The 14,561-nt window shown below is 36.3% G+C and carries 12 protein-coding genes; 9 read left to right on the top strand and 3 right to left on the bottom strand.

The window, feature by feature from the left end:
- Positions 1-20: 20 nt before the first annotated feature.
- Together ACTWP4_RS01590 and ACTWP4_RS01585 are read left to right on the top strand one after the other, a co-directional pair.
- The gene (locus tag ACTWP4_RS01590) at positions 21-1,052 is read left to right on the top strand and encodes a LacI family DNA-binding transcriptional regulator (RefSeq protein WP_443127003.1); all 1,032 of its coding nucleotides are present in this window, start codon (positions 21-23) and stop codon (positions 1,050-1,052) included.
- Between the two features lie 78 nt (positions 1,053-1,130).
- Positions 1,131-1,538, top strand: coding sequence for an NUDIX hydrolase (locus tag ACTWP4_RS01585; protein ID WP_443127002.1), 408 nt, complete (start codon positions 1,131-1,133; stop codon positions 1,536-1,538).
- 75 nt (positions 1,539-1,613) lie between these two features.
- Here the strand turns inward: ACTWP4_RS01585 and tlp are convergent, their stop codons facing one another.
- A complete protein-coding gene (gene tlp, locus ACTWP4_RS01580; protein WP_443127001.1) occupies positions 1,614-1,847 on the bottom strand; it encodes a small acid-soluble spore protein Tlp in 234 nt (77 codons plus the stop codon).
- Between the two features lie 340 nt (positions 1,848-2,187).
- On the opposite strand from tlp, the gene ACTWP4_RS01575 reads away from it, so the two are divergent.
- The gene (locus tag ACTWP4_RS01575) at positions 2,188-2,991 is read left to right on the top strand and encodes a CPBP family intramembrane glutamic endopeptidase (RefSeq protein ID WP_443127000.1); all 804 of its coding nucleotides are present in this window, start codon (positions 2,188-2,190) and stop codon (positions 2,989-2,991) included.
- A 141-nt stretch (positions 2,992-3,132) separates the two neighbouring features.
- On the opposite strand, the gene ACTWP4_RS01570 is transcribed toward ACTWP4_RS01575, so the two are convergent.
- Positions 3,133-3,981: a CvfB family protein gene (locus ACTWP4_RS01570; RefSeq protein ID WP_443126999.1), complete on the bottom strand. Its 849-nt coding sequence runs from the start codon at positions 3,979-3,981 to the stop codon at positions 3,133-3,135.
- A 509-nt stretch (positions 3,982-4,490) separates the two neighbouring features.
- Between ACTWP4_RS01570 and ACTWP4_RS01565 the strand changes: the two genes are divergently transcribed.
- From ACTWP4_RS01565 to ACTWP4_RS01540, 6 genes are all read left to right on the top strand, one after another.
- The gene (locus tag ACTWP4_RS01565; protein WP_443126998.1) at positions 4,491-5,804 is read left to right on the top strand and encodes a glycoside hydrolase family 30 protein; all 1,314 of its coding nucleotides are present in this window, start codon (positions 4,491-4,493) and stop codon (positions 5,802-5,804) included.
- Positions 5,805-5,889: 85 nt separating this feature from the next.
- Complete coding sequence (locus ACTWP4_RS01560) at positions 5,890-7,320, top strand: ABC transporter substrate-binding protein (protein WP_443126997.1); 1,431 nt, start codon at positions 5,890-5,892, stop codon at positions 7,318-7,320.
- Between the two features lie 86 nt (positions 7,321-7,406).
- The gene (locus tag ACTWP4_RS01555) at positions 7,407-8,405 is read left to right on the top strand and encodes a carbohydrate ABC transporter permease (RefSeq protein WP_443126996.1); all 999 of its coding nucleotides are present in this window, start codon (positions 7,407-7,409) and stop codon (positions 8,403-8,405) included.
- The gene (locus tag ACTWP4_RS01550) at positions 8,402-9,232 is read left to right on the top strand and encodes a carbohydrate ABC transporter permease (protein ID WP_443126995.1); all 831 of its coding nucleotides are present in this window, start codon (positions 8,402-8,404) and stop codon (positions 9,230-9,232) included. The genes ACTWP4_RS01555 and ACTWP4_RS01550 overlap by 4 nt, the downstream gene beginning before the upstream one ends.
- Positions 9,233-9,361: 129 nt before the next feature.
- On the top strand, positions 9,362-9,940 hold the full coding sequence (locus tag ACTWP4_RS01545; protein ID WP_443126994.1) for a YesL family protein: 579 nt from the start codon (positions 9,362-9,364) through the stop codon (positions 9,938-9,940).
- 141 nt (positions 9,941-10,081) lie between these two features.
- Positions 10,082-11,410 carry a S8 family peptidase gene (locus ACTWP4_RS01540; protein ID WP_443126993.1) on the top strand — a complete coding sequence of 443 codons (1,329 nt, stop codon included), beginning with the start codon at positions 10,082-10,084 and terminating at the stop codon, positions 11,408-11,410.
- A gap of 583 nt (positions 11,411-11,993) precedes the next feature.
- Here ACTWP4_RS01540 and ACTWP4_RS01535 read toward each other — a convergent pair.
- On the bottom strand, positions 11,994-14,378 hold the full coding sequence (locus ACTWP4_RS01535; protein ID WP_443126992.1) for a glycoside hydrolase family 2 TIM barrel-domain containing protein: 2,385 nt from the start codon (positions 14,376-14,378) through the stop codon (positions 11,994-11,996).
- Between the last annotated feature and the right edge of the window lie 183 nt (positions 14,379-14,561).

Raw genomic sequence — 14,561 nt, 5'->3', positions numbered from 1 at the left:
GAGAAAAAGTAGGAGGAAGTATGAAACAAAAATCCATAACGATATATGATATAGCAAAAGAAGCAGGAGTTTCCTCCGCTACAGTTTCAAGAGTGATAGCAGGAAATTATCCTGTAAGTGAAAAAACTAGAAAAAAAGTGCTTGATCTCATAGATAAATATGATTATCATCCGAATGCTGTAGCGAGAAGTTTAACAAAGAAAGAAACAAAAATGATAGGATTCGTTTTGCCGGATATTACGAATCCTTTTTTTTCGCAAGTATTTATTGAAGCAGAAAAATATGCACTAACTAAAGGGTATACACTTATATTATGTAATTCTATGAACAGCAGTGAAATGGAATCAAAATATTTAAGGATACTTTCTGAGCGTCAAGTAGAAGGTATGATTTTTATGGGGGGAAGAATTAATAAGACGTTTACTGATGTCGTGGAGGTAAATGAATTATTACACGTACTCGATAAAATGCCTGTTGTGATGATTAATGGAAAGATAGATGGTCTTGATTGCTATAGTGTTCGAACAGATGAAGCAAGAGGGATTGAATTAGTTATCGATCATTTAGTAAGTCTCGGACATGAGAAAATCGGTCTTATCGGTGGTGTAAAAGGAGTTACAACTACCGATATAAAAGTCGAAGCTTATAAAAATCTCTTATCAAAATACAGATTAACATTTAGAGACAGTTGGCAGATTTATAGTGGATTTGATGTGCAAACAGGAAAAGAAGCAATCAATCAATTAATGGAGTCAGATAAAGAAGAGTTACCGACGGCATTAATAGGAATAAATGATTTAGTTATCATTGGGGCACTAAAAGCATGCAGACAGAAAAGAATAAAACAATTCTCTTTTGTCGGTTTCGATAATACAGATTTAGCCAAAAATTCTAGTCCTGAAATAACGTCTGTAAGCCATCCTTATAGTGAACTTGGAAAAAAAGCGATAGATCTGCTAATAAACGCTTCTAAAGCAAACAGTCAAAGAAAAGATATACTTATTGCTCCTTATTTAGAAGTAAGAGAATCATCTGGGCTTACTAAATTGTGAATCATAGGTCTCGTAATGAATAAAAGATAACACAAACCCAATATAGAAATATACTTAGATCGTAGGAGGAGGATAGCATTGGCAACGCCTAAGCACATTGTTTCAGCAGCTACAATTGTGATAAACGATAAAAATGAAATGTTATTAATAAAAGGACCACGTCGGGGGTGGGAGATGCCTGGTGGACAAGTTGAAGAAGGGGAATCATTGAAGGAAGCAGCAATAAGGGAAACAAAAGAAGAGTCCGGTATCGATGTTGAAGTAGAAAAGTTTTGTGGTGTTTTTCAAAATGTTAAAGGTTCCATTTGTAACACATTGTTTTTGTGCAAAGCAATCGGTGGAGAGATAACAACTAGTTCGGAAAGTTTAGAAGTAGGTTTCTTTCCTATTAATAAAGCTTTAGAAATGGTCGAATGGGGAAATTTTAGACAAAGAATTGAGTATACGTTAAACGAAAGTCTTCATCCGTTTTATATTGAGTTTTAAGAACTTTGAGAGGAAAGAAGATAGCTAAATGAGCTATCTTCTAGAAATTACATTTGAAAAGAAGTTGATCTAATATTAATTCTGTTGTTGATCATGTGCTTCATCTTTTATTTCTTCTCTTAATCCCGAAATTGCTTCTTCTCTACGACGATTTTTTTCTTTAATTTTTTCTTTTTCCTCTTGTGAAGCAAATTGCATTGTGTCATGTGCCGCTTCAATATTCTCTATCGTATCCTGTACCATATGTTGTAATTTTTCAACATTATCTGATCGGTCATCTGGCTTTGGTTTGTTATATTGCTCTGCCACCATAATTCCTCCTTCAACTTTAATTATTTTTATTATGAGTAAGAGAGACGAAATTATGTATCCACTAATTATTGGGAGCGTAATCATAGAGCTGATGGATTCAGAGCAAAAATATAACGTAACCAACATTGTGAATTTTATATTATTTTATCCTATTTCTGCTTGAAAACTAAACAATAAGGTATAAAATACTTTGATATGAGTATTATCATATTTTTTTACTAACAGTTTGGAATAGCAGGGATAGCTTACTTAAAAGGCATCTGAATTAATGTTTTAGAAATCTTCCCATTTAAAGCTCCAATCAGTTATTCTTAACCAAAAAACATAAGGAGATAGCATGAAAAAAACGAAGTGTAATTTAGTCCAGATTATCATAGGAACTATATTTCTATGTGGTATAATGTTTATCTCATATGGTAACAACACAATATTAGTCCTACTTGTATTTACTTGTTTATTTGTACTTGGAATTACTATTAAGAAATATAGATATATAATCATTACCATTTTTATTTTTCTGTTAAGTTTTCAGTTATATGTATCGGTAAGGAAGCTGTTACACATATACATGGAAAACATCCAGATAATAGTTATTTTAGACCGCATCTTACTCAGTATTGTAATATTAAGTCTTGTATTCACCTCTTACCTTTATAAGAAGCCAGTGGATTCTTACCTAAATAAACCACAATGGCATAATAGAGTATACTTTCCGTTTGTAACGCATGGCTTTCATTTTATCAAAATAAGTAAATTTCTAAAAATAGCTATTTTATGTAATGTGGTAGTATTCGTTCCACTGATTTTAGTCTTTAAAAATATAGGAGAAATAAGAAATCTGTTCTTCTTTGCTATTATGTTTTCGCTCATCAATGCTACTATAGAGGAGCTAATTTGGCGAGGAGCATTTTTGAATATGCTCACTAAAGAATTTTCGAAGGTCTTTGCGTTAATCGTTACTAGTTTAGCTTTTGGAATTCAACATATCGTTCTGGGTATTCCAATAGTTGCTGCCATTAGTTTTTCCATTGGTGGTCTATTCTTTGCGATTGTTGTGATACGAGCGAATAGCATTTTTCCGGCAATTATGTGGCATTTCATCATTAATTTGTTTATGGTTTTTAGTGGTTTAATTATTTGATTTTAACAATATAAAATACCTTTGACATAAACAAATTATACATTGTCTGGATGCCAAAGGTATTTTTCCAGGAATATCTGTTTTTTTATCACGGTGCTAATCGACCGTAAAACCCCTACTGATGGCAGTCTCACAGTACGGTTACTTAGTGATTAAGTAAGTTTTTCCATCCCGTTGTTCAATTTTTCTTTCTTTCATTAACTTGCCAAGTGCACGTTTGAATGCTGCTTTACTTATGTTAAAGGTGTCACGGATATTTTCTGGGTCACTTTTGTCGGAAAACGGAATAACACCATCACTTTCTTCTAATCGTGCCAATATCGCATCAGCATCTTCCCCCATACTGTGCTGTTTTAATGGTCTTAGTGAAACATTTAATGTACCGTCATGCTTCACTTCAATCACGCGTCCCTTCACTAGTTCACCTAACCGTGGTTCTTCCTTTCGTTCGGTGTGATGGATAAATCCGCGATAACCTTCATCAGTTATACATACAGCCCCTTCTCTGTCTGTACGATAAATACGACCACTGATGGTTGAATTTAATAGATCATCAGGTGCTAATTCGAATTCTCTTTCAAAAATTCCTTCAGTTGCAGGGATTGCGAGAAGGCGTCCTTTACGATCTTTTCCTAGTGTAACATAAAGCTTATCGCCTACCGCTGGCCATACATTTTCAAACAATGGCAAGTCATCTTTTGATACGAGGATTTCTTTTGATGTACCAATGTTAACAAATACTCCTAAGTGTGGTAATACTTCCACAACTTCAGCCCAGCCATACGCATCGATTTGAATAGTTGGTAATTGTGTAGTTGCAACAGTTTGTCCTTTTTTATCCTGATAAATAAAAACATCAACAGATTGCTCAGCTTCAAGTTCTGAGTCTGTTTCATTATGGTGTAGGAGTATGTCATTTTCTAAAACATAACCAGTATCAATTTTTCGTAGTACCTCCAGTGTTTGGATCGTACCTATTAGATTATTCATGTTAAGACCTTCTTTCTTCATTTATATGTATTGGAAAAGGGGTACTCTTACTATAAGAGTACCCCTTAGGTTTATAAAGTAACACATAAGATTTATTATTATTTTTATATCCCGATAAATTCGGGTGGGAAATTTCAATAATGGAATTTCGCTTAACCGCGGTACATGTTCCACTGGGTATTTTCTAACTTAAGCAACGTAAGCCCTACCTGCTCTTACGTCCTTGCGACCCCTTAGTCGCGCCAGTGTGAATAAGCATCTTCAAAAAACTTTCCGTAGAATGCCAGATACACTTAGTTGTTACTTCAGTTTTGTTAACTTGACTATAATCTCATAAATAAAGATAAATGTCAACTATTGTAGATCTTTTCTCGATCCCAATCATTCTTACCTTACGGATTCGATCACCCAAATAAAAAAATAGTAACCGGTTTCTATTTTATAGCATTTTATTTTATTTCGTTAATACTATATATAGTAACCGGTTACTTTGAAAAAGGGGAGATTTCGTGTTCGATATTTCTAATAAAGCACAAACAATAGAAGGATTTGGGGCCTCAGGAGCTTGGTGGTCACAGGCTATTGGCGAATGGAATGATGAAAAGCGTAAACAAATTATTGATTTATTGTTTGATCAAGAGGTTGGAATTGGCTTATCCATTTATCGTTATAACATTGGGGCAGGTTCTGGAGAAGAAATCAGTGATCCGTGGAGACGATCGGAATCATTTGAAGTAGAAAAAGGTATCTATAATTGGGGTCGAGATAAGCATGCAATAAGAGTATTAAAAGAAATTCATCGTAAAGGTGTCCAGAATATTGTAGCCTTTGCAAATAGCCCGACCGCAAGAATGACAAAATCGGGTCTGGTTACTGGTGAGAAAGATGGAACATCCAACTTGAAAGAGGATATGTATGAAGATTTTGCAGCGTACCTCGTTGATGTAACCAATCATTTGATCAAAGAAGAAGGCATTCCAATAACATATTTGAGTCCTATTAATGAACCACAATGGGACTGGAGGATGGAAAAAGGTCAGGAAGGCTGTCATTATTCTCCTGATGAATGTGTTCAACTGTTGAAAATTTTGCGAAATAAGTTAGAACAACAGTCTCTATACGATGTAAAAATATCAGCTATCGAAGCGGGAGAATGGAAAACGGCTCGAACATATATTGATCCTATTTTCAAAGATAACGAATTAATGATAGCGCTTACTCATTTTGATGTCCATTCTTACTGGTCTGATGTACAAGATAAAATAAAAATCGCTAACTATTTGAAAAAGAATTATCCGTCACTAAAGTTAAATATGAGTGAATGGACCGAAATGAAGCAGAACCGAGACTATGGCATGGATTCGGCTTTAGTATTAGTGAACACAATTCATGATGATTTAACCGTAGCAAATGTCAGCTCATGGCAATATTGGATTGCAGTTTCAAAATACGATTTCCGAGATGGGCTCATCTACACCAATGAGGGAACAGAGGACATAGAAGAAACGAAGCGATTATGGGCGATGGGCAATTACAGCAAATTTATTCGACCAGGTGCAAAGAGGATTAATCTGCCTCAGCCTGAAACACAAGACTTCATCAAAACCTCGTTATTTTACGATGAAGCTGCCCAGCAATTGATTTACGTTGTTATAAATAACGACAAAAGCAAAAAACGTGTACCAATCCAATTTACTGAGTTTAACTATGCAGAGTTATTCGAAACCTCCGAAATTAATAACCTAACCAATCTATATAAAGGAGAACTCCCAGAATATTTTGACGTTCAGCCAGAGAGTATCACCACCATTAAAATATATTAATTCCTTTTAAGGAGGTGATTTTGTCACTTAGGTAAAAGCCAAGTTACATCTATTCTTTTAAAAAATAATAATGGGGGAAGTGTCAATGAAAAAGATAAGTATATTCATTCTTAGTATGATGGCGGTCTTATTAATACTTAGTGCCTGTAACTCTAATGAGGAAGAGGAAAGTGGTAAGGAAGACGAGGATGTTGTAACACTTTCGTTCTGGAATAGATACCCGGAACTTAGAGGTGGATTTGACAAGTTAATCGAGCAATTTGAAGCAGAGCATCCAGGAATAAAGATTGAAAAACAAGAAGTCCCAGAACCAGAAACACAACTTCGCACCGCGCTTTCAGAAGGAAGTCTACCCGATATGTGGACTAATATTGTGGAATTAGCTGAATTAACTGAAGTAGATGCGGTAAAAAATCTGGATGAAATATTTACCGAAGAAGTGAAAGGTCAGTTTCAGGAAGGTACTTGGTTTGAAAATGGGACAACTTCAGACGGTTCTGTATACGGATTCCCGTTGGCATCACCAAGAAGTAAAGCAATGATCATGTATTATAATAAAGACGTTTTTGACATGTTAGGTTTAACTGAAGATGATATACCTTCTTCATGGGCTGAGTTTAAAGAGCTTGGTAAAAGAATTAAAGAAGAATCAAATGGTGGTGTTTATCCGATCGTTTGGAATAATCCAGGTTGGGCGAATGAACAGCTAGTTTCCATGATGGGAACTGCGATTACACCGGAAGTGCCTTGGCAAGAAAATTATAAAGAAGGTGTTCCACAAGTATTAACAGAAGGTAAAGTTGAAAGTGCAAAATTTTTAAAAGAACTGCTAGATGAAGGACTTATGGCACCTCAAAGTGTTGAAATTGGCTTGGGTGAGGCAGAAGCAACTTTTTCAGTCGGTCAAAGTGCCTTTTTATGGAGTGGTGACTGGGTTGGCAGACAGCTGTTTGTTGAAACAGAGTTTGAAAATTGGGGTGTAGCGCCACTTCCAACAAAAGATGGTAATCCATACTATTACCATGCTGGATCAGAAGCGACCAGTATCCGTGTTAATAACAAAACAGAACATTGGGAAGAAGTAAAAACATTTTTGGAGTACTCACTTGAGCATCTTCACGAAGTAGTTTATGTCAATACAGGTGCTGGGCTGCCTGCTAAAAGAGATGTCGGTGGTGAGCCGCCATTTGAACAATATAAAGACATAATGGAATTAGAAAATGAATTGGCAATTCCAGTACCAAAACCAGCAGAATTCAACCCTAAAGTAGTTGAATTTAACAAGGCTTACAGAAATAAATTAGAAGTTGGCGGTATCGGTGATGCTGTAGTCGGTTATATCACAGGCAATATTGATGATCTGGAAGCAGAAATAGAAAAAATAGATCAGGATATGAAAGATGCTTTCTTTGAAACACTAGAGGAATTCCCAGAAGTTTCTCAAGATGATTATATTTATCCGAACTGGGAACCTTTTGAACCTTATACAGTTGATAAATATGATGAGCTAAAGTAGGTAGACATAAATTACTATAGTCTGGAAGCGGGCTATAGTAATTTATCCTTTTCTGTCAAAAAACAGTTAGAAAGGGTGAAAGTGTTTTGTCAAAAAATAGTAAATCGGAATTTAATGAAAAGTCTGAGTCTAATACAAAGTTACAAACTTTAAAAAAGAAAAAGGCCATTTGGGCATATATTTTTCTAGCACCGCAAATTATTGTGTTTTTTGTTTTCTCCGCATATCCAATTGTGATGAGTTATGTGTATTCCTTTTATGAGTGGACAGGAATTGGTCCTTTGAATGATTTTGTAGGGTTAGGTAACTATCAGCAATTATTATCTTCACCACGTTTCTGGAATTCAGCATTGGTTTCTATTTATTATATTTTAGGGACAACCTTACTTGGTGTTGGGGGTGCGTTAATATTAGCGATTATCCTGAACGATCAAAAGCTTAACGGGAAAGGCTTTTATCGAGTGATTTACTTTCTCCCGGTTGTTACGACAACAGCAATTGTTGGGATAATTATGGGGAATATTTTTGGAATTAATGGTTTTTTTAATCAAATTCTTTTAGATTTCAGTATTATCAATAAACCGATTCCCTGGTTAACAGACCCTTTCCTTGCGGTAATCATATTAATTGTGATTGGATCCTGGAAAGGTCTCGGAATTAACATGGTCTATTGGCTGGCGGGTTTGCAATCGATTCCTAATGAACTATATGAATCGGCACAACTCGATGGAGCAGGATTCTGGTCGATTTTAAGACATGTTACATTACCATTATTAAAGCCAATGGCCGCTGTTATTATTTTGTTATCACTCGTAAGTGGTATCAATGCATTCGACTTAGTAAAAACACTAACAAATGGTGGGCCAAACTTTGCAACCGAGACGATGGATCTATTTATTTATAATTTCGCCTTTTCCAGTCAACTAGGCGGGGGGCAGGTGCGAATGGGGTATGCTTCTGCAGCAGGTGTTTTATTAGGGTTATTTACCTTTGTTATCAGTATGATATTCGGTGCTGCTTCATTTGGTAAACAGGTCACAAGACTTAGAGGAAGCAAAAGAAGAAAAGGTGGTGTGAATGTATGATTTCGACTAAATCAGCGCGCCTTGTTATACACGTATTCTTAATCCTTTTTGGGATTGTTTGGATTTATCCTTTTGTCTGGATGGTGTTTTCTTCATTAAAAACAAATCAGGAATTTTTGACTAGTGGCACAAAACTTATTCCGGAAGAATTTCAATGGGAGAATTACGCAAATGCTTGGTATACTGCAAATTTTTCAGGTTACTTCATCAACACTGTGATTTTCACAGTAGCTACTGTTGTGATTGTCATTTTCCTTTCCTCATTAACCGGCTATGCACTAGGGAGAATTGATTTTCCAGGTAAAAAAACAATTATGATTTGTGTAGTAGCTATTATGTTTATACCCAAAGGCTACACTATCATTCCATTATTTAAATTAGTAAGTAATTTGGGTCTAGCTGATTCCATTTTAGGTATTATTGTTGCAGAGGCTTCGGGTGCTCACGTTTTGTTTATTCTTATGTTTGCTTCTTTCTTTGCGAATCTGCCGAAATCAATTGAAGAAGCAGCTGAAATTGATGGTGCCGGATTTTTAACGGTCTTCAGCAGAGTCATGCTACCGTTAAGTATGCCAATCGTCGCAACTACTGCGATTATGCAATTTATTTGGACGTGGAGTTCTTTCTTAGTACCTCTCGTATTAACCATTAGTAAACCAGAGCTGAGAACCCTAGCAGTAGGGATGCAGAGTTTTGTTCAAACATATGCAGTTGATTTCTCTGGTATGGCAGCTGGAGCAACGATTTCTTTATTTCCAGTCATGATTATTTTCATCATCATGCAACGTTACTTTATTGAAGGGGTAGCAGGGGCAGTTAAAAGCTAACTATGCAATAGTAGGGATTCCCACAGATAACAATGTGAAAGTATTCCTGTGGGATCTCTTTTTCCTCCATAAAAAAGAAAGGTATGATAAAAGGTGAATACGTTTATTTATAAAGGATCTGAGTGGGTAATGAAAGTGTGTTTCCTGAATGTATTGTGGATTATTTTTACAATTATCGGATTAGGATTTATCGGTTTTTTTCCAGCTACCGTTGCGATGTTTACGATTGTAAGGCGCTGGATCAAAGGGGATGTTGAGGTACCGATTTTTAAAACATGTTGGGATTGCTTTAAGAAGAACCTTTTCAAAGCAAACATTCTTGGATATATAAGTGCTGCTGGTGGAGTCGTATTATATCTGGATTATCTCCTGGTCAAACATATCAGTGGACCAATTCAAATAGTTCTGATGTTTTTACTGATTACCATCTCTTTCTATTATGTAATGGTAGTATTTTATGTTTTTCCGGTATATGTACATTACGATATCAGGTTAATGGAATGTTTTAAATATGCATTTGTAATTGGTTCCTCCTATCCTTTACGTACGATATATATGGCGTTTGCAACCTTTGTAATCTATTTTGTAACAGTCTCTTTACCTGTTGTTTTTTTATTTTTCTCTGGCAGTATATTAAGTTTGCTTCTGATGCGTTTTACATATGTAGCTTTTGAGAAAGTAAATGACAGGTTAACTGCAAATGCATAATTTTGATAGAAGGATCTGGTAGAGAGTATACTATCAGCTTAATGCTTAGAATTTGTCTAACTTTTCTGATTTGTGGACAAACATGGATTCAGAACTTTTTATTCTCTCATAGATTAAAGAAAAAGGAAATGAGGGGATAATTTGTTTGGATATTCTATGATTCATATGGTGCGTAGCTATGCGAAACAACTAGATAGACCTTTGCGTGATGAATTAGTTAATCTGTATCGGCCTTTTAAATATACACCTTGTTTTTTGCATCGCTTATCTGAGAATCGGTTAAAGCGCAGAAAAAAACTGTCAGTTATTCTTCAGTTTCACCCAGAGGCTTATGATGATGGTTGTTATCAATTAGAGCAGATTACCAAGAAACATGGAAAAAATAAAATAAATCATTACTATTCCAGGATTTCCTGTTGTTCAGCTGATATAACCCCAGATAGCTTGGATGAGATACTAACAAACTGTAAGCATGTTAAGAAGGTGTATAAGAATAAAGAGGTTCATGCCTTGTTAGATGTAGGTGTTGAATCAGCTAACGCAAAACAAGTGATTAGAAATGATGTAAGGTTAACAGGGCAAGGGACGAAGATTGCCATTATTGATACAGGTATTTATCCTCATCAAGATTTGTCAGGAAGAATCACTGATTTTGTAGATTTTATTAATGGACGCTCGGAACCATATGATGATAACGGTCATGGAACACATTGCGCTGGAGATGCTGCCGGAAATGGATATGCTTCATCTGGAAGGTATATGGGACCGGCTCCACAAGCAAGCGTTGTAGGCGTGAAAGTATTAAATAATATGGGGTCAGGTACCTTAGACACGATCATACAAGGTGTTGAATGGTGTATCCAATATAATGAAAATAATCCGGATAGTCCGATTGATATAATCAGTATGTCTCTGGGAACAGCTCTACAAGAATATGGAGAGGAAGATCAGGATCCGATGGTTCAAATCGTTGAGGAAGCTTGGAGGAATGGGATCACTGTTTGTGTTGCAGCTGGTAATAGTGGACCTGATCCACAAACTATTTCCAGTCCAGGTCTAAGTGATCAAGTTATTACTGTTGGAGCGTTTGATGATCGTGACACCGCAGATACACGCAGTGATGATGATGTAGCAAGCTTCTCCAGCAGAGGACCAACGATTTACGGTGAAGTAAAGCCAGATATTCTCGCACCAGGAGTCGATATTATCTCCTTACGTTCCCCGAATTCTTATATTGATAAAATTCAAAAAAATAATCGTGTTGAAGAATATTACTTCACCATGTCGGGTACGTCGATGGCGACACCAATTTGTGCCGGAGTAGTTAGTTTGATGAAACAGCATAACCCGAATTTAACCCCTGACCAGATAAAAGAATTATTGAAAGCCGGAGCCGATTTATGGGAAGACGAAGATAATAATATCTATGGTGCTGGTTATATTAACGCTGAAAATTCAATACCACAATAAGTGGGGAAGTGGATCAGAAATATGAATAAACAAATTAGTAAGATTTAAATAATCAAACAAACGCTAGGATATAACTATGTTATTCCTAGCGTTTTTTATATGTATGAGTAAAGAAATTTATGTATTTGTCTAGCTCCAAGTGCTACGTTTCTAAGCGGGAACTCTGAGCTTTTCTTGTAAGGTAGGAAAGTATATAACCGTTGGTATCACAGTATTTTGGTATCCTATTCGCATTTTAAACAATGCGTTATTTATGCACTTTCACAGGCATAATAACCCAAGTTGCAAGGTCTGACAGATGTTGTAGCGCATGCATTAAACGAAGGCGCCCACTTCAACTCCTGTGGGACTCGTTTGCCCTGAAAATCCACTTTTTTGAGCGATTTTTGCTCGAAAAGTTAGCTGAAGGGCAAACTCCACGGGAAGGGAAGTGGGCAGCCGGAGTGGTGGTCAAACGGACAATATATTTCATAATGGCTACTAATAGCAATCGTCACATATTTACTTAGCATATAGTTATAAGGCTGGGTGGTTTTGCCCAGTTTTCCTTATTCAATTAATTACAAAGAATAGCTAACAATTTTCAATCGTTTTTTACTGGAATGGACAGTTGTGTTGTTTGCAAATTGTCTGATGTAGCTGTGACAGTAATGATTCCTTCTTCTTGTTTGGAACGGAGGAAAGCTAATACTTTTCCATGGTAGGCTCTTCTATTATTAGCGTTGTATATTTGCAAGTCTTGAACATTACCGTTTTCCATCCCAATAATTTCTCCCGGTCCTTCAACGGAAAGTTCAATTCGATTATCTGCGAGAAAAACGGGGTGTCCCTTTTCATCTGCTATTTGCATTTCAACATGTGTGATATCCTGACCATCTGCTTTTAACACGGGATAGTCAATTTCAATATCAAGTTTCTTTGGATGTGAAGCAGTTATCAGTTGATTGGTATGTTCGTTACCATCGATATCTTTTGCCACCACCTTTAACACACCTTCTTGAAAAGCCACATGCCAGTGAAGATAGCTGTCAGCTTCTTTCATTTTTTTCTTTCCTAAGGAGGTGTCATTCAGAAATAACTCGGCTTCTTGGCAATTTGTATAACAAAAGACTTCAAGTTGCTCTCCATTTTTCCAGTTCCAATGAGGATCACCTTTCCATCTGGGATTTTGTTCTGAGGCTAAATCGTCTTTGCTTTTTGCAGCCAAAAATACCATAGGTTCTTCACTCCAGAGACTTTGTCGGTAATAATAGTTTGATTTTTTATTGCCGGCAAGGTCTAAGAAACCAGCTTGAGCGGCCCTTATTGGCCAGCCTTTTGCCTCTCCCAAGTAATCGATTCCGGTCCAGATGAATTGAGCACAGATGGCATCATTGTCTTTTACTTTTAGCCATGCATCTAAACTAGGGCTGTTTTCACTACCATAAATCACATGGTCTGGAAATTGTTCGAGGTCATTTAGATATAGGTGTTCTTTATAATTGTAGCCGACGACGTCCAAAGCTTGTGCATAACCAGTCAGATTAGACAGCTCGGGAAATGCAAGTGCTGATGTAACAGGTCTTGTATCATCACACTCTTTCACATATTTAACAAGACGTTTGGCGATGGTGGCTAGTCTTTCTGCATTAGGTTTATTAGGATCATAGATTCTCTCGGTAGCAGGTTTATTTGCATCGTTATTACCTGTCATTGTTCCGAAATAAGGATGACAATAAGGATCGTTAGGATAATCTATTTCATTACCAATACTCCATAAAATAATAGAAGGGTGGTTTCGGTCTCTTAAAACCATTTCCTTTAGATCTGTTTCACCCCATTGTGGAAAGTCCTCGTAATAACCAAAATGTTTAGGTGGGTATACGTTATGCCCGGTAGACCACTTGTTTTTTACACCTTCCCATTCGTCAAATGCTTCATCCATCACTAAAAATCCCATGCTGTCACATAAGTCTAGTAAGTTTGGGGCTGGCGGGTTATGACTCATTCTAACTGCATTACATCCCATTTCTTTTAAGGCTTTAAGTCTTCTAATCCATACCTTTTGTGGAACGGCTGCTCCCAAACCTCCAGCATCGTGGTGCAGACAAACACCTTTTATTTTCATATTTTGATCGTTTAAGAAAAAGCCTTTCTTTGCATCAAATGAAAATGAGCGAATCCCGGTTATCGTTGATACATCGTCAACAACCTTATTGTCTTTTATCACTTCTGTGACAACCGTATAGAGATAAGGATGATCAGGAGACCATAAATTTGGCTCATTTATAACTATTGTCTGATCGACTTTGATACTGGATTCTTCTGATATAAATTTAGTTTCAGAGGAAGATCCGATAAGATCTCCAGATTGGTCAAAGAGTGTATTTATTATTTGAATTTCCTCAGATTGATTTGTCTCATTGGTTAATTGTACGTTGACTGCTACAGTAGCCTCTTCCGCTGATACTTCTGGAGTTGTTACGAATACCCCGTATTGATCAATATGAATTGGATCTGTTACCGTAAGATAGACATCACGATAAATGCCAGAGCCCGTAAACCATCTGGAATCAGCGATATCTTTATGATTCACCTTTACAGATATAGTATTGTTTTCTTCAAAGCTAACAAAGTCCGTGATGTCATATGTAAACGAACTGTATCCGAAAGGTCTTTTACCAATGTAGTAACTATTACACCATACCTGGGAATTGTTATATATACCTTCAAAAGTAATATAAACTTTTTTTCCTTTTAATTCAGGAAGAAGTGTGAAGTCTTTTCTATACCATCCGATACCGCCTGCTACGTAACCAGTTCCACTTGAGTACTCTTCGGAAAAAGGTTCTTCAACAGACCAATCGTGGGGAAGAGTTATATCTCTCCAGTTGGAATCGTCATAGCCTTTATACCATGCTTTAGGTTCATCTCCTCGGGAAAATTTCCAATTTAGATTCATATTACGAACGATTCTAGTTTGGTTCATTTTGTCACCTCTCCATTATTTTTTTGGTAGATTGAATCAAAGGTGAAGATTACTATTAGTATATAAATATAAATTAATGAATGTAATATATTGCTAGAAATAGACAGTAGCTCGGAGGCAACTTGTTGACTTTGGCAGAACAAATATTGGTTAACAAACATATGCTTTAGTACCATTCTTTTG

The sequence above is a fragment of the Gracilibacillus sp. D59 genome, assembly GCF_052246695.1.
GTDB lineage: Bacteria > Bacillota > Bacilli > Bacillales > Amphibacillaceae > Gracilibacillus.
The sequence above is the reverse complement of the archived record's forward strand: the minus strand, read 5'-3'. Positions and strand labels throughout refer to the sequence as shown.

Excerpts from the sequence above, each read along its gene's own strand:
- ACTWP4_RS01575 (WP_443127000.1), top strand. The coding sequence starts at position 2,188 with ATGAAAAAAACGAAGTGTAATTTAGTCCAGATTATCATAGGAACTATA.
- ACTWP4_RS01545 (WP_443126994.1), top strand. The coding sequence starts at position 9,362 with ATGAAAGTGTGTTTCCTGAATGTATTGTGGATTATTTTTACAATTATC.
- ACTWP4_RS01560 (WP_443126997.1), top strand. The coding sequence starts at position 5,890 with ATGAAAAAGATAAGTATATTCATTCTTAGTATGATGGCGGTCTTATTA.
- ACTWP4_RS01590 (WP_443127003.1), top strand. The coding sequence starts at position 21 with ATGAAACAAAAATCCATAACGATATATGATATAGCAAAAGAAGCAGGA.
- ACTWP4_RS01550 (WP_443126995.1), top strand. The coding sequence starts at position 8,402 with ATGATTTCGACTAAATCAGCGCGCCTTGTTATACACGTATTCTTAATC.
- ACTWP4_RS01535 (WP_443126992.1), bottom strand. The coding sequence starts at position 14,378 with ATGAACCAAACTAGAATCGTTCGTAATATGAATCTAAATTGGAAATTT.
- ACTWP4_RS01570 (WP_443126999.1), bottom strand. The coding sequence starts at position 3,981 with ATGAATAATCTAATAGGTACGATCCAAACACTGGAGGTACTACGAAAA.